The sequence below is a fragment of the Bacillus cereus group sp. MYBK14-1 genome, from assembly GCF_051916885.1.
Lineage (GTDB): Bacteria > Bacillota > Bacilli > Bacillales > Bacillaceae_G > Bacillus_A > Bacillus_A cereus.
Genome location: NZ_JBQAHM010000005.1, coordinates 115622 through 132794 on the forward strand (window position 1 = coordinate 115622; position 17173 = coordinate 132794).

Below are 17173 nucleotides of genomic sequence, written 5' to 3' on the forward strand. Positions count from 1 at the left end.
TTTTTCGCAATAGAAACCTCATCCCATCTAAAAAATGTCCAAACATCACGGTACGACACTCATTATCCATACATTCTAATTGCGTTTTAAATTTCATCATTCATCCTCCTCCAATATAAAAAGCACCCGAATGGATGCTTTATCATTATTTACTATTTGTTTTCAATTACGGTATGTGAAGTTTTATTCTTCTCTCAGCTAACAACCACGACAAACACTATCGGAAAACTTATCAGGTTCCCCTCATTCTGTCTACCTAGGATGTCGTTAGCTCAAAGAAGAGCAAACGCTCTCCTTGATAACGGTATCATCCAATCATTACCATCTGTTGGTTTCGGATTTTATGTGCCGTCATTATGAAACCGTTTAGACAACATATAGTTTATAAAGGAATTTATGAGTAGTGTTTTCCGCCACTACCCACAATACAAATATAGCACGTTCAAAAATCAATTTCGTCCACAAATAGTTCATAAATAGTTCGCGTTTTAATTTATTTCATAAATTAATTCACCAATTACTTTATTTCCTAAATGTTTGGAAGTAATCTCGTATTCTATATGAAATGTTTCATCTGCCTTCACCATCAAAAATGCTGGAAATGCCATGTTCTTTTTAGCATTAAGACCTCTAAAATAATACTTTAAAATTGTCTGATTCGATTCCTCATATATTTCGAAATCAAAAATGCTATCTAAGTAATCATCAAATCTCTCTCTATCTCTCTCTTCAATTTCTTTAGCGCTCGGATATAAATTTATGGGCAAATTGAAATGAGTTCGTATTGGTTGCCATTGTGAGTAACCAATGTACTCTTCTAATTGATAGTCCCTTTGATGCTTTAACATATATTCTAAGAATCCATCTTCTCCTGAGAAAAACTCAATCACAGTGCTATTTGGTATTTCCATACTCTCCTTAATAATCACCTCTACATTAGAAGGAATTTTTAAATTCACTTCTATATCTTCATCATACGATTGACCATTGTTACGAAGAACAAGTGGAACTAAATATAAGCTCTGGAAATATTTCAAATAACTATATTTATGTTCATATTCATAAAGTTCCATTAAGAAACTATCCAGCAATCTACCTTTTTCCTTTTCTTTTTCTGTACCACGCACTTCTACATCACGTGTAAATATATTCTTTCTTGTCTTTAAATCACCAACATAAAAAAAGCTTTTTTCCACGTCTACTTCAAGTAATTCATTTATTTTTCCAATCAATTCTTCCTTTTCACAATCTGATATTTCGTCATATGTAAATTCATTTATTCCAGCCTGAAAAATTTTTGCTAAATCTTCTTTTTCAGCTACATTTTTCTCCTTATCAATTTGCTCTTTGCTTTTTGGTAGGAGTTTGTATTCAATTATTTCACTTATACTTTGTTTTAATTTTTCACTCAAAGGATTTAACGGGCTAGCGGGTAAGTAAATACGATTTATCTTACTTGAAAAATCTAACTTATCTTTATAATAAAAAGCCACTTCTAAAGCCTTCTTTACTAATCCCTGACCTTTTATCTCTGGGTAATTATAATAAGCCCATTCTTGTATTCTCTCAATATATTCTTCTCTGGTTATCCTAGTTCCATTTGTAGAAAACTTAGAAAATTGATACACCATTGCACCTGCAATCTGATCAATTATCGATGGGTGTAGTACATGTCCCATCTTAGCTAGTAACCTACTTACATTTTGATGTATTTGAGCTTCAAGTGCAGCCAGTTGAAAATTATCCAATTGTATTTCAATCTTTGAAATAAATGACTGAATTTCACTTAGATCCTCATAATCCTTATCTTGTTCCGAAAAGTTCCTTTTTTTAATCTTAGTTATAAATTTAGATGTGGCATCGTTGCAATTGCCAATTAACATTAATTTATACTCTTCAGCATCATTTACATCTTCTATTAACTCTTTCAACCAACGAATGATATCAGTTCTACTAATATTATTCTCTGAGGATTTGACCTGAACAACTTTCTTCTTATTATTTTCATATAGCCATAGAATATCTACCTTATCATTGTCAGTATCCGGTTCAACTTCTACGGCTTTCCACTTATTATCTAAAACCGTATCCATTACCGTTGCAATAGACTGATAGAGATATCCTCTAGAACCTTCTTTTCCACCCATATACTGTCCTCCACATAATTTAATAAAAAACACACTGTATTTCATTACTATTTTATCATTTTTTAGTGTAAATTTTTGATTTATATTCATTTATGAATTCACTATAAACCATAGAGTGTTGAATTGACCTATTCCGTTTTTTCCTAGAGTAACAAGGCTTTGCTTTAATTCTTCAAAATGAATTTGACACTTTTCTTTTGTAGCTAATTCAAAAAAGACCTAAAAAAATATAGGTCTCTAGATTTTAAATTTCTTTTGATAATCATTTAGCGTATCTTGTTCTATCCCAATGTATCTTAGTGTTTCTTTTTGATCTGTATGGTTGAGCATTTGTTGTAACACTGCTACATCTTTAAACTGCTTGTAGTGATGGTATCCATATGTTTTTCGGAGAGAATGCGTCCCTATACGTTCTAAACCAAACTCTTTTGCTGCTTGGTTTAATATGACGTAGGCCATAGATCGAGTGATTGGCTTATTCTTACCATTCCTACTCTTAATAAGAAATTCATTTTTCGGTCGCCCCTTCGCATACTCACGTATTGCCTTCTTTAATTCTGGAGGCATCTTCACTTCCTTTACCTTCTTTGTTTTCTTTTCGCGGATAAAGATACTCCAACCCTCCACATCACGAATACGAAGACGTAATATATCCGATATACGTAACCCTGTATTAATACCAAGAAGGAACAGAATGTAGTTTCTTTCATTCTGCTCCTTGAAAAACTCCTTCATTTCCTTAATTGCTTCCCTATCTCTAATGGGCTGAACAAGATTCATGCATTCTTCACCCCCTCCTTACGTTTTGCTTTCTTCTTGTATACTTCCACTTTTAAATTAAACGCTAAACGTAGTAACGCTGAACCTTTTAACTTATAATACTTTGTTTTTCCTACGCCTAATTCAAGCCAAATATTTAAGTCTGATTCAATTTCTTCTTCCATATAACTTTTAAAAATAATATATCTTTCATCAGGTTTTAGCGTATTCACAGCTTGATGTACCCAATCCATGTATTCTTTTCTTTGCTGCTCTAATTCAATTCGTTCAATAGCGATATCTTCAGTAGAACTATGAAACTGATTCGTAAATGTCGGAGGAACCTCTGAAAACATTGTCGTTACTTTCGGCATTAAATTACTTGGCAATGTATTCAAATACTCACGATAACTCCCCAGTACTTCTTCTACCGCTTTCTTTGTTTTCTTTGTATCTACAACTGGCATATTAAAAAATAACTGTTCTCTCATTTTGAGTTCCTCCTTAATTAATCTTACTTTTGTCTTAGTGCTCCACGTCTACGCTCATAGCGCGGTCCACGAATTCCCATTAAATCTTCAATGTCACGAGTACTTAATTTTTCTTTTCGTTTTTTCTTGTTTTTCTTCTTGGCTTGTTTTGATTGCTTTTTCCATTCACGTAATTGATCCTTTAGTGCTTTCATTTCCCCATCCCCTTTTCAAAATAAAAAGGACACCTATTCCTAAAACAGCTTTAATTGCTGCTTTAATGAATTGGTGTCCTCTAGTTTTCTAGCCGGACAATATTGATTTTTAATTTATTTTAAAAGACTTTCTTTTGAGTTTTCTTTCCAACTCTCACCTTTGTGCAAATGAATATTCCATGCTTGTTGTGGTGTAAAACCTATCTCTTGCAGCTCTTTTATATTTTGCGGTTCTTCAAAAGTGCACGGCACACTTATTTCTTTAGTGAAGTCAAAATCATAATTACCTGTTTCACCAGGAGAAGTATCAGCCCAATCAACACCACCCTTTATTTCCACTCTTTCTCCATCGGGTGTTTCTAAAAAGAATTTCACACCTTCTACACTCATTCCCATTTTCCTAATCTCACTTTCTATTCAAAGGATTATTTTGTTGAGATTAATTCATTCAATTCTCCATACTTTGCATTAGCCGTTTTAATCCACAAATCAACACGATCTTTATTTTTATCAATTCTTCGTTTTGTCTTTTCAATTGCAAACCATCTCTTGAAACTGTTTGTAATCCCAAATCCAGTAGTTAATTCGGATACAACATGCATGCACAAATCTTCATCGAAATGAGTCATTAAATGTATTCCGTCGTATTTCCCTAAATACTCACATTCGACTTGTTGTATAGAACGTGCAAACCCTAAGTTAACTGGCACCCAAAACGGGAATACACTTCCTACTTTCAGTTCATTAATCATTTCTATTCCTCCCCTGAATAAAACTCAATATTCCGTCAATACTGTAGACAACCCATTAAGTTACTTTCTCCTTGTTCCCCCTTGGAGAACCAGCCGGGCAGTTAGCTTTTGCTAGCTGCTCTTTTATTGCTTGTCCACCTCAACCCATTCGCCATCATATAACATCCAACCGCCATGAACGTACAATTCCTTTTGTGAGTTCTCCTTGCTTCTCTTTTCACTCTCAATACGCTCTAAAATCCCTCGAAGTTCTTTCTGCGCATTTATATAATCACTTTCTAACTTCATTATTTTCTTTTCGCTATTTTCTACATATCCAATGTACGCTTTAACCCTTTGCTCATCCCACTTAGTTTCTTCTTTAATCGGCATAGCCCAATGAACCGCACCTGTATCTTTCGTTAACTGCTGCGCCTCTTCACATGCTTTGAAATAGTCATCATGTGTTTCCATTACTTCTCCACCTAAATAAACTCCGTATTTCATATCCATTCCCCTTTTCTACAAAATGAAATTTTTATTTAGTTTTCTTACCTGCATAATATTTTGATATTTGTTTATACTATAGTTGTAACTTTTTGTTACAACATATATCCGTATCGATTGTAACTTCTAAAATTGTACAACGAAGCAGTTAGCTATTTCGGCTAGCTGCTTTGTTGTTTAAAATGAAGTTTTTATACGATTTTAAACACATTTAAAAATAAATTCATATGATATTACGTATTCCTCTCTTTTACAAAATGGATTTGGGTCAGAAGAGCACTTTTACGAAGTGCTCTTTTCCCATGGAATTAAAGCTCTACAAAATAGCGTTTTTGTTCAAATACTTCACGCCCATGAAAAAATTACATATGATATCACGTACCCTTTTACATTAAGAGTTTTGGTCCGAAGAGCACTTATATATGGTGCTCTTTTTGGTATGGAATTTAAAATAGAGGCTTGCTCTTAAAACCTATTATGTAATTTTCATAGGTTTTTTCCTTACACCCGTGTGTCTGTTTACTCATAAGTTGTTAAAGTATAAATATAAATTGATAGTTAATTTATAAGGGAGGTGTAAAAATGAGTAAATTTAAAAAGCATTGTTGTCACATACCCTTTCCTTTACCTCAAATAGGGCCTACTGGAATAACTGGAGCGACAGGACCTTCTGGACCTACCGGAATAACCGGAGCGACAGGACCTTCTGGTGGACCTCCAGGACCTACGGGACCTACCGGAATAACTGGAGCAACTGGGCCTTCTGGTGGACCTCCAGGACCTACGGGACCTACCGGAATTCAAGGTAACCTGGGACCTACTGGGCCTCAAGGTATTTCTGGACCTCAAGGGATTCCTGGGATTTCTGGATCTATTGGTCCAACTGGACCTTCTGGAATTCAAGGTATCCAAGGCATCCAAGGCATTCCTGGCATTCAAGGTCCTATTGGACCCACTGGAATAACGGGGGTCACTGGAATTCAAGGGATTCAAGGCATTCAAGGGATTCCTGGCATTCAAGGCATTCAAGGGATTCCTGGCCCGACCGGCCCTCAAGGGATTCCTGGTTCTGCAGGCCCAACTGGACCTTCTGGAGCTGTTGGCCCGACCGGCCCTTCCGGGGGACCGCCAGGACCAACGGGACCGACTGGACCTTCCGGGGGACCACCAGGACCTACCGGAGTGACTGGCCCCACTGGACCAACTGGGTCACCAGGACCAACCGGACTTCAAGGTATCCAAGGTATCCAAGGCATTCCTGGCCCCACTGGACCTCAAGGAAGTCAAGGGATTCAGGGGATTCAAGGTAATCCGGGGCCTATTGGTCCTATTGGACCCACTGGAATAACTGGGGCGACTGGAATTCAGGGTATCCAAGGTATTCAAGGTAATCCAGGACTTATTGGACCTATCGGCCCGACTGGCCCAACTGGGCTTCAAGGTATTCAAGGCATCCAAGGCATTCCTGGGCCTACTGGATTACCAGGAACCGCTGGAGCTACCGGACCTACTGGGCCTATCGGTCTTACAGTATCTGGTTTATCCCAGTATGCTTATGTTTTCAATACAGCAGCTCAAGTTGTTGCCTTAGAAGCACCTATTCTTTTTAATTCACACGGTAGAATCACATCCGGTTTTACTCATACGCTCGGAACTTCTCAGATGACAGTTATTAATGCTGGAGATTATAAAATTTCTTTTTCTGTATCAGGAGTTGAACCTAATCAATTTGCCCTCTTTTTAAATGGGGCTCCCGTTACCAACTCCATTTATGGATCAGGTGCAGGTACTCAACAAAACAATGGGCAAACAATTCTCACTTTAGCAGCAGGTGATATTATTACCCTTAATAATCATACTTCCGCTGCTGCAGTTACTTTGCAAACTTTGGCGGGTGGAACACAAACAAATATAAATGCTTCGATTGTAATTGAAAAATTAAATTAATTTAATCATTTATTTCTTGAAACTCTGCCAGTAAATAATCTGGGGTGGATTCTTTTTTCAACAAGCAGTTAGCTTTTGCTAGCTGCTCTTTTAATTAAAATAAGGATTTTGTTTAAATTTCATTAACCTTATTGATTCCTTTGCATACAGTATTATCACAAGAGATTCCACAGGTGGCTCTGGTCCAGTTACCTTGAATTTCTTGCACACCTTGTGGGAAGAATCCGTTTATAACAAACGGATTCTTTTATTTTTGCTCATACAATAAGAATTTTGTTTTAAATTTGCACCTACCTGAATAGCACGCATACAATATTGTGCGTATTCATATTCAAGATCACTTTTGGTCAAGAGCTCTTTAAAAAGAGCTCTCTATTTTTTTAATTAACACAAAATAACTATTTTGTTAAATTTCTAGATTCACAAAGTACTAACTTTATAAAATGAATTCATATACATTTATTGAATACATATTAAGTTCATATACAATCAAATAATTTAGGAGTTGATTAATATGACAAGCAAACCACTGGTAATAACGCTTCCCCCTATATCAAAAACCAAAATTACTTTTTATTCTTCTTCTGGTGACGTAATTAACCACACTTTTTTTACAAACGAGACTTCAGAACCTATAGCAACGTTTGCATATTGTCCTATAGACTTTGAAAGATTTGAAACTAAAAGAATGCCAGTCCTTATAAAATAATTTTTCATTCTCCTTTACGAATAATCTTTTTTACATTACACATACTATCCTCAATTCAGCTACATTCTTTTAAAACGGAGACTTCCCCTCCGGACTGTTTAGGCACTCGGCAGGTAACTTAGTCAATTACCTGCCATTTCCTATTCAAATAACGTTTTTGTTAAGAAATTGCACAGCCATAGAAAACATACATACAATACCATAGGTATTCTTTTTCAATTTTAATTTTGGCCAGAGCACCTTTTTAGGTGCTCTTTAACTTTAGAATAAGGATTTTGTTATATTCCTTGCACTTTTAAATGAGACAAGCATATGTTGTAGTATAGTGTTTCATCACTTATATACACTTCCTTTTTTCAAGAGTACATATTCGATATGTACTCTTTTTGCATCACTATAAAATAACGCTTTTGTTTAGTTTTCAATAGTTAGGTTAATAGCTCCAACTTGATCTAAATTTATTAATAAATTTTCTGTAACCACTTTTCCCATCTCGTCAGATACATTCCCAATAACAGTTCCATCTACAGAAATACGTAAACTTCCACAAATGTTTTCTATCTTTACATCTTTCACTCTAATTCCCCCATTTCTTAATAAAATTCAAATTTTGTCTTAATATCCGTTGTCCTGGCGCTGGTGGTTCACTTCATTCTTTTTGTAGTAACCTTGTTCAATTTCTTCAAATGTGAATCCTAATTTCTTACCTAACCCTAAAAACGAGTACAATAATTCTTCATAAAGCTCAATATCTTGAGTTGCACGAAATTCCGATATACCTTCATATACATTGTTAAATTGATTGACTAACGTACTTGCCGTATAGACGTTTGCATTATGTTCTAATAATTTCAGACTATATTCATTAGGATTAAATCCGATGCCATTCCCTAATGAAGCTATAAAATGAAATCCATCTACATACTCCATTAAAATAACTTCTTTTTCACTAGGTCCTTTATTGCTCCAATGCTTAAAGCATCTTGTTTCATTTGCAAGTTCTCCAATTTCAACCTGTAAAGCAAGGATCATATTGTAAAATAAATTTTGTCCCTCTAATCCATGCTCCTTAATAATTCTTGTATCCAATACCTCTTGCATTCCGAATATTCTAGTTAAGTTCATTTTTATTTCCCCTTCCTATTTAGCAAATACCTAATCCTATCGGACGATTTGTTATTAATTCCTGATCAGCTTGGTCTATCACAAGGAGCGCAACCTCCGCTTGATGCCTTCTTAACGCTTTTGCCATCTTTGGCAAACTCATACCTTGTTTCCACATTTCACGAAAACGAATTACATCTCTTTCATCCCAAATGAAGTTAGCTTCCTCTAAAGCGATGTAAATTTTTAATCTTGATTCCTTCATCGCTTCATGATTACTTGCTACGCTCATAAGCGAACCTACTTTCTAAAAATGATTATTTTATCTTTTCAGTAAACTTAGTATCTACACGATCAACCTTACCGTTTATCCAAACCGCGACTTGCTCACCAAATCCGCTCATTGGTGGATTTACTGCCGTAACATTTCCATCTTTCACTATTAAAAGTTTGTTGCTACTAACATCGATTTCTATTTTTTTCATATATCCCTCTCCCTTTTACTACCGCATGTACTCGACAACATCAGGTTTGAATCCACTTCCTAAGTAAATCCGTACCGGAATTATTTCTTTTTTATCCCTTGCTGCCTTACACAATTCTTCAGCTGTATCCCAATTGAAAAACTTATCTACAGCTCTTTGAAATCTCCATATTGCCATTACATATTGTTCAAAGATGTCATAGCGATCATCTTGTTTAGTTGTGCGTGGTAACTCATCCGTACACTTTGCATTCTTTGGAACTTGGACGCGTACATCAGCGTATGTATTGCGTCCAGTTCCTTTCTTAACATTGGCTTTCATTACATCAAACTCACAAATCGCTGGCTCTACTTCGAAAATATTTAGTTGTTTAGCCATGTGCCATTTCACTCTTTTCAAGAAGGTCCAGTAATTCAGTTGCTCCTTCTTTACTTAGAAACATTCTTCCATCAAGCAATTCAATATTTGATTCAGAAACTTGGCCCGTTACAAAGCATGACTTGTCATGTTTTCTTAAAACAATGTTTTCCCCTTCAACATGAAAGCCTAATGCTGTACCTTCAGCAATCCCTAAAGTTCTGCGTAACTCTATTGGAATTACTACACGCCCTAGCTCGTCCACTTTTCTTGCAACACCTGTGTTTTTCATTCCTTGCTCCCCCTTGTTAACTGACTTTTTGTTGTTGATTCCGTTGCAACTCTTGTTTCATTGATTCAAATTTGATTAACCATGCTTGCCAACGCTTATCGTTTTCTTCTTGTTGCTGTATTGCCAATTCACAATTACAACCGCTCGTTTCAATCACACCTGGATAAGTTTCTTTACGAATAATTCCTGTATTGCGGCATAATGAGCACATATTTATTCCTCCTTTTTGAAATTACGTAATCTATAATTATCCCCATGCATTTCTAACATTTCAGCGTTTTCCATCATTCGACTAAAGTCACGTTCTCCATACATTTCTGCTAATTCACCGATCGTAAAATTAGTAGTAAATAAAGTGCTTTTTCCTATACGGCTATCTACAATTTCATTTGTCTTCGTTTGTTTCCATGTGACGCCCTCTTTATCTTTCTCTGTAAATTCCGCCCCAAAGTCATCAATAATCAAGACATCGACTTTTGCTAGTAGAGACATTAACTTGTCCTCTGTCATTTCACTGTTTTTATTCCAAGTGGATTTAATTTTGGTAAATAGCTTATTCATTTGAATAAACATTGCACTGTGACCCTTTTTCATAAGTTCTTTAGTAGCTGCTACACACAAATGACTTTTTCCTACTCCATAATCCCCCGTTATTATCATGCTTGTTGGGTCCTCTTTATTGAAAGAAGCTACAAAATGCATAATTGATTCTTTCGCATCAGCTAATTCCTTTTTCGTTGGTACATAATTTTCAAATGTAGCTTTTTTGAGTTTGTCATTTATTAAGCTGTTATCAGCAAATGAATCATACAAATGAATGATTTCATTTTTCTTTTTTATAGCAAGTGTCTCTATAGCTAATTTCTGATCTTCTTTTTCTACCGATCTACATTGAGGACAAAACTCTTCATTTGTTTCTGTATCTATCAACATGCGTTTACTGCAAACGTCTTTGAAATTTTCTTTTCCTACTAAAAATACATTCGTACATCTATTAGGCGACAATACATATCTTTGACTAGCGTTTCTTGAAGTCGTATTTGTCGATGAAGCTACTATCTTTTTGATTGCTTGCATTAGTTGTCCCCCCTTTAAAAACTCCTTTTCGTTGTACAGGTTTTTCATTTAAATAACTTTCGAATTTAGTTCCAAATAAAGTGATAGGTCTCAAATAACCACTCATTTCCGAATTATCAATCCATTGTGAAGTCTTGATGTCAATTACCTGTTTAAAATGAGTTAATCCGAACCCCTCTTTCCATCTTGCTCTAATTAGACCCTGTGTTTTTTTAGATGTATGTTTATAATTGGTTTTTGCTCTCATGTTGAGATAATCAACAATTTCTTGATATGGAATAGATTGAACGCTGTCCTGAGATTTTTCAGGACTATAATCATTTTTTATTTCTTTATCTAAATCTTTATCTAAATCTTTATCTATGTCCGTTACGTCATCGTTACATGTAACGTTACAACTGAGTGTTTGTTGCTTTTTTCTTTCTCGATGTGCCGCTACGCGTTTTCTAGTGTCTTCTTTGATTTTTTCTAAACGGTCTAGATTCTGATGATTTCCCCAATTAACAACGTTGATGTAATGATTATCGTCAATTTCAATCATTCCAAATTTTTTAAATACACCTAGTGCCATACGAACTGTATTTAGGGGGCGATTAAATAGTGTTGCTAGCATATCTTCCGTATATGGGATATTCTCGTTTAAAAAAATATAACCACTTGCATTTGTTTTACCAGCTTGAGCTAACAACTTAATCCAAATGATTAATAATGTATCAGCTTCAGGCATGCTCTCAATTAGACGTATTTTTTCATCCTCAAACATCGTTGTTGAGAGTTTTATCCATTTCACTTTTACTTCAGACATAGTCCTTACCTCCTTGTGCAAACTGCTATATGTGCTTGTCCACTTTTGATAATCCGTTGAATTTCATACTGCGGATAACCAACTTTGAAATACTTTTCAATCATCTTCTTTAATTCATCCTTGCTCTCTGCTAAGTCCCAGAACTTATTAGGTAATAGCACTTGATATTCAATTAAATCCATGTACTATTTCCCTACTTTCCGTGGTATACTTATAACAAATTGTTTTTCTTAAAGGACCCACTGCCATGGGTCTTTTTATTTTGTTTTACGTCACTCCAAGCCCATCGTTTTATTGGTTCGTAAGTAATGTAAAGCAACAATGCACTGCATGCGATAAATATTGCGAATAATACTAACGATGTTGTATCTTCCACTAAATCACCTCCTTTTGTGTTTCAAGCCAAGCTTCTAAATCCTTTTGTAGGAAAAGTAGTTTACGCCCATCTCTAATCACTGGAAACTGTGGGTGGTTTGCTAATTCATACACTCGACAAACTGCTATGTTTAGATAAGCTGCCGCTTCTTTCACTCTCATTACTTTATTTGGTTGTGCTTGTTGTTGAAATGCAGCTAATGCTGCTTGAATCTCCTCTCGAACAACTTCGCGGATTGATTCTTTAATAATTTGATCTAATCCCATATCGTTTTGCTCCTTCCCAAATTGTATTAAAGATAGCTAATCATACTAACCTTGGTGGCCATGCATTTATGTATGATATCGTCTCATTCTGCCTGCTCTCCTCCGGTTGTCAAAACGACAACATTTTGCTCAAAAAAAAGCTCATCTATCGATACTCCAAGCGCATTCGCTAAAGTAGGTATCTTTTCAGCATCCAATCTTCTTTTGCCATTTTCTATGAAAGAAATCGCTGAAGCATGCTTGAAATCAAGCTCTTTGGCTAGTTTTTCTTGTGTTATATTCTTTTGTTTGCGAATATCTCGAACTCTATTTCCGAATGTCATATCCGCCTCACCTCCCGTTGTTGTCGTTATGACAACTTCTTGATTTCATTATATGTTGTCATTTCGTAAATGTAAACCCCTTTTTGTCATTTCGTAAAAAATATTTTTACAGATAGTGAAATGTTGTCAAAAAGTATATATACTGTAAGTAGAGAATAATACTTTGCAATGCTAAACATTATGTATTACACTATCGGATCTTATTTATAAAGGGGAATAATAAAATTATGAACTTAAATGAAAGATTGAAAGCGTGTCGCGAAAAAAACGGTTACACACAAACTTTCATCTCTGAAAAATTAGACGTAAATAAAGCAACTTTATCTAGCTACGAATCAGGAAGACGTAAACCTGACTATGAGACACTAACTAAATTAGCAGACATATATGAGGTTTCTGTCGATTATTTATTGGGAAGAGCAATTCATGAGAAGTTAACAGTTAAAGAATCCGAGGAAATCGGTAAAGAAACTAACGAATGGATGAAACTGATTAACCAACTTTCAGAGGAAAACAAAGAGTTATTTAAATCAACAATACAAAGCTTTATATCTAAAAACAAAACTCCGTAAGACTTCTAATTGTCTACGGAGTTTTGTTTTGCTCTTTATCTTGTTCAGAAAGTTCTTTTAATAAATCACGTAAATTATCTGCACATATCCCCTCTGTTTTTTCCATCAATAAAACTTGATTGATCATATCTTCCATTTACCTTTCCCCCTACATCCTCTTTTAGTTATACACACACTGGAAAGTTTTTGACCATTTGGTCATTTACTTTCCAACCCTTATAAAGCACGAATGACGCTATCTTTATGATAGCGCCATTCTTTATTTTCAGCCGCCTCCTGCTCCAGGGTCGACCATCATTCTATATTCAATTGGAGTTTGAGATTGTTGGTTGGATTCTTTATCATTATGTATTGGTGTAAAACCTACACAGGCAATAATTGCTGCTGCTATTACTATTTTGATAGCTTTTAGCTTCAAATTAAATCACTCCCTTTTATATTTTCATTATATCATTTTAGGCATTCTCTTGGTAGCTGAGAATAGAAAAAATCCCCTAATTTTTCAAAATCTGCAATTGATTCTTCAAAAAACTTTTGATCTCCCGTTGCTAATCCTTTATAGTATTTTTGAATTGGACTTAACTTGTTATTTTCTTTTTCTAACTTATCTAGCAAAAATAAAGCTTGTTCTTTACGATCTGTTACAGCATATAAAAATGCTTCCTCGGCTATATCGGTAGGAGTTATATTTTCTAATCCCTTTCTCCAATAAATTTTCAAGAAATTAAGTGTGTTCTCTATAGCTTTTTTTCTAACTATACATTTTCGATTTGAAGGATTTTCTAATGTTAACATTCCTTGTTCAAAATAGTACTTGGCTATACTATAATCTTCAAATATATAAGTTTCTCCTAAAATACAATAAGCTAGCGCCTTCATGCATTCGTATTTATTTAAAGGTTCATTTATGATTTCAAAACAATATTTTCTAGCATGTTCTAAATCATTTGCATGATGACTACTTGTAGCTAACATCTCTTTCGCTCTTAGTGTGAAAGAGGTTTTCAAAGTTCCTTTTTTTATATCTTCAATATACGGAATCAATTGTTTCGTATATTTCATAACCATTTTATGATCGTTAAAATTTAGATGTGAATATATTAACGCGAAGTCAGAAATTATCTTCAATTCATTAGTAGATATTTTCTTTGACTTTCTAAATTCATCAACCGCTCGAAAAAACTCATGTTTGTTTATAAATCCTTCGTTGCGCATTGATAGTAACTGGTATATTTCCGCCATCTTTTTGTTCAATCTTGCATTTTTGTTTGTATCATTATTATTAAAAATTTTAGAAATTAAAATCTTTTGCAATTCAAATTCACCATACATATTTAATACTTCAAGTCCTAATCTTTCGTTGTTAGGGGACATATATGCAAAAGACTTCATTAGCGACTCTCTTCTAAAATTAAGATTATTTGGTTCATACAATCTTAATGTTTCGACATAATGCATAAAATCAAACTTAGTACTTTGAGAAAAATAACTATTAACTGTAGTATGGCTAACATTAAATAAAGTTGCTAATTTACGATTCGTGTAACCATTAGACTTTAAGTCTTCGTGCATCTTCTTCAATAATATTTCCATTTTGTCCTCCTTTGGACAAAAAGACACGTTACCCCATTTTCTTACATATAAAGGAGAACGTGTCACTTCCACTCTAAGTTGTGTTATAATAGTTATGTATAAGATCCGCGACAATGTTCCCTAGTCAGGTTAGGGGGCAGTGTAAGAGTGCTGGTAACACTACTTACACCGTGGGTCTTTTTTCACGTCCATTTATTTTATTTATTTTCATAATAACACAAATTTCCCAAAATTCGGTCATGCAGTAATCTGACAATTATTGAGAAAGTTCAAAAAACGCTATATATCAACGTTCTTCGTATTCAATGAAATAAAATATGCAATTTTGCATTTCGTGCTTTAAAGTCCCATATGCATATATTACCACTAATCGACCAAAAACAGAACACAAGTTCCTGTTTTTGGTCGATTTTTTTCCTAAAACCAATCACAATACTAATAATGATTGTTTTACAATCAATTATAGTATGTTTAATACTTAAAGACTATACTCGAATTATGAAAGCGTTAGAATTGTTTGGTCAAAATTTAAAAAAGCTTAGAAAGTCTAAAGATTTAACACAAGAACAACTCGGTGAACAACTAAACCTCAGTCGAAATCAGATAAATAATTACGAGAATGCAATGTTTGAACCGAGTATGGAAACTCTTCTTCAAATCAGTTCGTTTTTCAATGTTTCGTTAGACCTACTTTGTAATGGTTATAGCGATACAAATGACGTATTGTTACGTAACACTCTCGAAGAAGTTCAACAAACGTATGCGGCGTTAGAAGAACCTAAACGAGAGCGTTTTTGCAAACAACTCGCGTTTTATTCTAAAGTCTTAGCGGAGACTGACGAATTGTTATGATTTGATTGTAGAAGAAATCATTTCCATTTTCAAATTGTAAAATTTTCTTCTTTTTACAATTTGAGCAAGAGAGCTAATGCTCTCTTTTTTTTCTGCAATAAAAAAGAGCCGTTAGGCTCCTCCTATGTATATTATATACCTGTTCCTGGGTCTAATTCTGCCTTCCAGCCACCAGGATCAGTTACTTTATGCCCACCTGGATCCTTTGTGAATTGTCTCATAGTCTTACTTCCCCCTTCATCTAATTCTATTAATATTCTACTATTATTTAACATTGACTGACAATCATATCCTATAACTGAATTTGCTCATATATGGTAAAATATATCCATCGCTGATATGTCCAACTATGTAATTTTCATAGCAGCAAAATTACAACTAGACTTACACAACATGATTCAAAACAAAATGAAGGAGTGTTTCAAGTGAAAGGACATATTCGAAAAAGAGGAAATAAATATTGCATCGTTATTGATATCGGAGCTGATCCGGAGACAGGAAAAAGAAGACAAAAGTGGTTCTCTGGATATAAGACAAAAAAAGAAGCTGAAAAAGATGTAGCGAAAAAGATTACGGAGTTGAATGAAGGGACTTTTATCGAGCCGTCTAAAATTACTCTAAAGGATTATTTGTTAGAGTGGTTAAAAGTAAAAGAAATGGAAGTCGACAAAAGTACGTATGGTGGTTACGAATGTATTGTTTTAAAGCATCTTATTCCTGCGCTTGGAAAAAACAATCTTAATAAACTGAATGTGATACAGATTCAACAATTTTATAGAAATTTAACTGAAAAATTATCTAACAGTAGAATCATATTGATTCATAGGATTTTAAACACTGCATTAAATCAAGCTGTTGCACAAAATTTAATCCTAACAAATCCTGCTAGATTTGCAGCGAAACCCAAAAAAGAAAACACCTCCATCCAAACTTGGACAGAGGAAGAAGTAAAAACTTTTTTGTTACATTCACAAAACTCACGATATCATACTGGCTTTATTCTGGCAATAACAACAGGAATGAGGCTAGGTGAAGTTTTAGGGCTACGTTGGCAAGATGTTGATTTCGATAACCACACAGTTACAATTAATCAAACATTAGGTCATGATAATAAAATTAAACAAAGCGCTAAATCAAATTCTTCTAAACGAACTTTACCTATACCAATAGAAACTATAAATGCCTTAAAGGAACACCACCTATTTATAAAAAAAGAAAAATTGAGATTTGGAAATGCATACAGCGATTCTAATCTGATTGTTTGTACAATGAGTGGGAATTTTGTATACAGAGACTATTTCCGAAAATGTTACTATAAAATAATCCAAAAAGCTAACGTGCCAAAAATAAAATTCCATGATTTAAGGCATACACACGCAACTCTATTATTAAAGCAAGGTGTAAACCCGAAAATCGTTAGCGAAAGATTAGGACATTCAAATATATCTATGACATTAAGTATATATTCTCATGTTCTTCCGAATATGCAAGAGGATGCTGTTAAAAACTTCGCAAAAAACATTTTCGGATGACAATGTTTGCAAAATGTTTGCAATCCATATATACATAGTCTTCAAAACCTTTAT

General features: G+C 34.4%; 28 protein-coding genes. 5 read left to right on the plus strand and 23 right to left on the minus strand.

Annotation, left to right across the window (positions count from 1 at the left end):
• Positions 1–488 precede the first annotated feature (488 nt).
• The 7 genes from ACTFR3_RS15435 to ACTFR3_RS15465 all read right to left on the minus strand — a co-directional run bounded on the left by ACTFR3_RS15435 (position 489) and on the right by ACTFR3_RS15465 (position 4829).
• The gene (locus ACTFR3_RS15435) at positions 489–2147 is read right to left on the minus strand and encodes a hypothetical protein (protein ID WP_440044550.1); all 1659 of its coding nucleotides are present in this window, start codon (positions 2145–2147) and stop codon (positions 489–491) included.
• A 237-nt stretch (positions 2148–2384) separates the two neighbouring features.
• Positions 2385–2927 carry a tyrosine-type recombinase/integrase gene (locus ACTFR3_RS15440; protein ID WP_440044551.1) on the minus strand — a complete coding sequence of 181 codons (543 nt, stop codon included), beginning with the start codon at positions 2925–2927 and terminating at the stop codon, positions 2385–2387.
• Positions 2924–3397, minus strand: a complete 474-nt coding sequence (locus tag ACTFR3_RS15445) for an ArpU family phage packaging/lysis transcriptional regulator (protein WP_046945209.1) — start codon at positions 3395–3397, stop codon at positions 2924–2926. Before ACTFR3_RS15445 ends, ACTFR3_RS15440 begins: the two co-directional genes overlap by 4 nt.
• 23 nt (positions 3398–3420) lie before the next feature.
• A complete protein-coding gene (locus ACTFR3_RS15450) occupies positions 3421–3591 on the minus strand; it encodes a hypothetical protein (protein WP_000645536.1) in 171 nt (56 codons plus the stop codon).
• A 114-nt stretch (positions 3592–3705) separates the two neighbouring features.
• Complete coding sequence (locus tag ACTFR3_RS15455) at positions 3706–3987, minus strand: PadR family transcriptional regulator (RefSeq protein WP_326035873.1); 282 nt, start codon at positions 3985–3987, stop codon at positions 3706–3708.
• A gap of 29 nt (positions 3988–4016) precedes the next feature.
• Positions 4017–4343 (minus strand): hypothetical protein, encoded by a 327-nt coding sequence (locus tag ACTFR3_RS15460; RefSeq protein ID WP_440044552.1) that lies wholly within the window; start codon positions 4341–4343, stop codon positions 4017–4019.
• Between the two features lie 123 nt (positions 4344–4466).
• Positions 4467–4829, minus strand: a complete 363-nt coding sequence (locus tag ACTFR3_RS15465) for a hypothetical protein (RefSeq protein WP_088338596.1) — start codon at positions 4827–4829, stop codon at positions 4467–4469.
• Positions 4830–5411: 582 nt separating this feature from the next.
• On the opposite strand from ACTFR3_RS15465, the gene ACTFR3_RS15470 reads away from it, so the two are divergent.
• Together ACTFR3_RS15470 and ACTFR3_RS15475 are read left to right on the plus strand one after the other, a co-directional pair.
• The gene (locus ACTFR3_RS15470; protein ID WP_098277275.1) at positions 5412–6776 is read left to right on the plus strand and encodes a BclA C-terminal domain-containing protein; all 1365 of its coding nucleotides are present in this window, start codon (positions 5412–5414) and stop codon (positions 6774–6776) included.
• Between the two features lie 514 nt (positions 6777–7290).
• Positions 7291–7485: a hypothetical protein gene (locus ACTFR3_RS15475; RefSeq protein WP_065212698.1), complete on the plus strand. Its 195-nt coding sequence runs from the start codon at positions 7291–7293 to the stop codon at positions 7483–7485.
• 414 nt (positions 7486–7899) lie between these two features.
• Here ACTFR3_RS15475 and ACTFR3_RS15480 read toward each other — a convergent pair whose 3' ends face one another.
• The 13 genes from ACTFR3_RS15480 to ACTFR3_RS15540 form a co-directional block, all read right to left on the minus strand.
• The gene (locus ACTFR3_RS15480; RefSeq protein WP_176544616.1) at positions 7900–8061 is read right to left on the minus strand and encodes a hypothetical protein; all 162 of its coding nucleotides are present in this window, start codon (positions 8059–8061) and stop codon (positions 7900–7902) included.
• 39 nt (positions 8062–8100) lie between these two features.
• Positions 8101–8610: a dUTP diphosphatase gene (locus tag ACTFR3_RS15485; RefSeq protein ID WP_095690837.1), complete on the minus strand. Its 510-nt coding sequence runs from the start codon at positions 8608–8610 to the stop codon at positions 8101–8103.
• Positions 8611–8629: 19 nt separating this feature from the next.
• Positions 8630–8881, minus strand: coding sequence for a hypothetical protein (locus ACTFR3_RS15490; protein WP_000109543.1), 252 nt, complete (start codon positions 8879–8881; stop codon positions 8630–8632).
• Between the two features lie 25 nt (positions 8882–8906).
• On the minus strand, positions 8907–9074 hold the full coding sequence (locus tag ACTFR3_RS15495; protein WP_000717825.1) for a DUF3954 domain-containing protein: 168 nt from the start codon (positions 9072–9074) through the stop codon (positions 8907–8909).
• Between the two features lie 18 nt (positions 9075–9092).
• On the minus strand, positions 9093–9452 hold the full coding sequence (locus tag ACTFR3_RS15500) for a hypothetical protein (protein WP_001118821.1): 360 nt from the start codon (positions 9450–9452) through the stop codon (positions 9093–9095).
• Complete coding sequence (locus ACTFR3_RS15505; RefSeq protein ID WP_440044553.1) at positions 9445–9723, minus strand: AbrB/MazE/SpoVT family DNA-binding domain-containing protein; 279 nt, start codon at positions 9721–9723, stop codon at positions 9445–9447. Before ACTFR3_RS15505 ends, ACTFR3_RS15500 begins: the two co-directional genes overlap by 8 nt.
• Before the next feature lie 16 nt (positions 9724–9739).
• A complete protein-coding gene (locus ACTFR3_RS15510; protein ID WP_429775885.1) occupies positions 9740–9934 on the minus strand; it encodes a hypothetical protein in 195 nt (64 codons plus the stop codon).
• 2 nt (positions 9935–9936) lie between these two features.
• On the minus strand, positions 9937–10800 hold the full coding sequence (locus ACTFR3_RS15515; RefSeq protein WP_440044554.1) for an ATP-binding protein: 864 nt from the start codon (positions 10798–10800) through the stop codon (positions 9937–9939).
• Positions 10742–11605, minus strand: coding sequence for a phage replisome organizer N-terminal domain-containing protein (locus ACTFR3_RS15520; RefSeq protein WP_098400100.1), 864 nt, complete (start codon positions 11603–11605; stop codon positions 10742–10744). The genes ACTFR3_RS15515 and ACTFR3_RS15520 overlap by 59 nt, the downstream gene beginning before the upstream one ends.
• A 5-nt stretch (positions 11606–11610) precedes the next feature.
• Entirely contained in the window at positions 11611–11787 is a 177-nt protein-coding gene (locus ACTFR3_RS15525; protein WP_098954960.1) for a hypothetical protein, read from the minus strand.
• 29 nt (positions 11788–11816) lie between these two features.
• On the minus strand, positions 11817–11981 hold the full coding sequence (locus tag ACTFR3_RS15530; protein ID WP_098015098.1) for a hypothetical protein: 165 nt from the start codon (positions 11979–11981) through the stop codon (positions 11817–11819).
• Positions 11981–12247 (minus strand): helix-turn-helix domain-containing protein, encoded by a 267-nt coding sequence (locus tag ACTFR3_RS15535; RefSeq protein WP_071730224.1) that lies wholly within the window; start codon positions 12245–12247, stop codon positions 11981–11983. The genes ACTFR3_RS15530 and ACTFR3_RS15535 overlap by 1 nt, the downstream gene beginning before the upstream one ends.
• 83 nt (positions 12248–12330) lie before the next feature.
• Positions 12331–12570 carry a helix-turn-helix domain-containing protein gene (locus tag ACTFR3_RS15540; protein ID WP_242321158.1) on the minus strand — a complete coding sequence of 80 codons (240 nt, stop codon included), beginning with the start codon at positions 12568–12570 and terminating at the stop codon, positions 12331–12333.
• A gap of 227 nt (positions 12571–12797) precedes the next feature.
• On the opposite strand from ACTFR3_RS15540, the gene ACTFR3_RS15545 reads away from it, so the two are divergent.
• A complete protein-coding gene (locus ACTFR3_RS15545) occupies positions 12798–13142 on the plus strand; it encodes a helix-turn-helix domain-containing protein (RefSeq protein WP_048558219.1) in 345 nt (114 codons plus the stop codon).
• A 13-nt stretch (positions 13143–13155) separates the two neighbouring features.
• Here the strand turns inward: ACTFR3_RS15545 and ACTFR3_RS15550 are convergent, their stop codons facing one another.
• The 3 genes from ACTFR3_RS15550 to ACTFR3_RS15560 form a co-directional block, all read right to left on the minus strand.
• Positions 13156–13278, minus strand: coding sequence for a hypothetical protein (locus ACTFR3_RS15550; RefSeq protein WP_255295443.1), 123 nt, complete (start codon positions 13276–13278; stop codon positions 13156–13158).
• A 129-nt stretch (positions 13279–13407) separates the two neighbouring features.
• Positions 13408–13560, minus strand: coding sequence for a hypothetical protein (locus tag ACTFR3_RS15555; RefSeq protein ID WP_173602714.1), 153 nt, complete (start codon positions 13558–13560; stop codon positions 13408–13410).
• 32 nt (positions 13561–13592) lie between these two features.
• The gene (locus tag ACTFR3_RS15560) at positions 13593–14735 is read right to left on the minus strand and encodes an AimR family lysis-lysogeny pheromone receptor (protein WP_440044555.1); all 1143 of its coding nucleotides are present in this window, start codon (positions 14733–14735) and stop codon (positions 13593–13595) included.
• 498 nt (positions 14736–15233) lie between these two features.
• Here ACTFR3_RS15560 and ACTFR3_RS15565 point away from each other — a divergent pair, with 498 nt between their 5' ends.
• Both ACTFR3_RS15565 and ACTFR3_RS15570 read left to right on the plus strand, forming a co-directional pair.
• Positions 15234–15587 (plus strand): helix-turn-helix domain-containing protein, encoded by a 354-nt coding sequence (locus ACTFR3_RS15565; protein WP_048558286.1) that lies wholly within the window; start codon positions 15234–15236, stop codon positions 15585–15587.
• A gap of 425 nt (positions 15588–16012) precedes the next feature.
• Entirely contained in the window at positions 16013–17119 is a 1107-nt protein-coding gene (locus ACTFR3_RS15570) for a tyrosine-type recombinase/integrase (protein ID WP_440044557.1), read from the plus strand.
• The last annotated feature ends 54 nt before the right edge of the window (positions 17120–17173 follow it).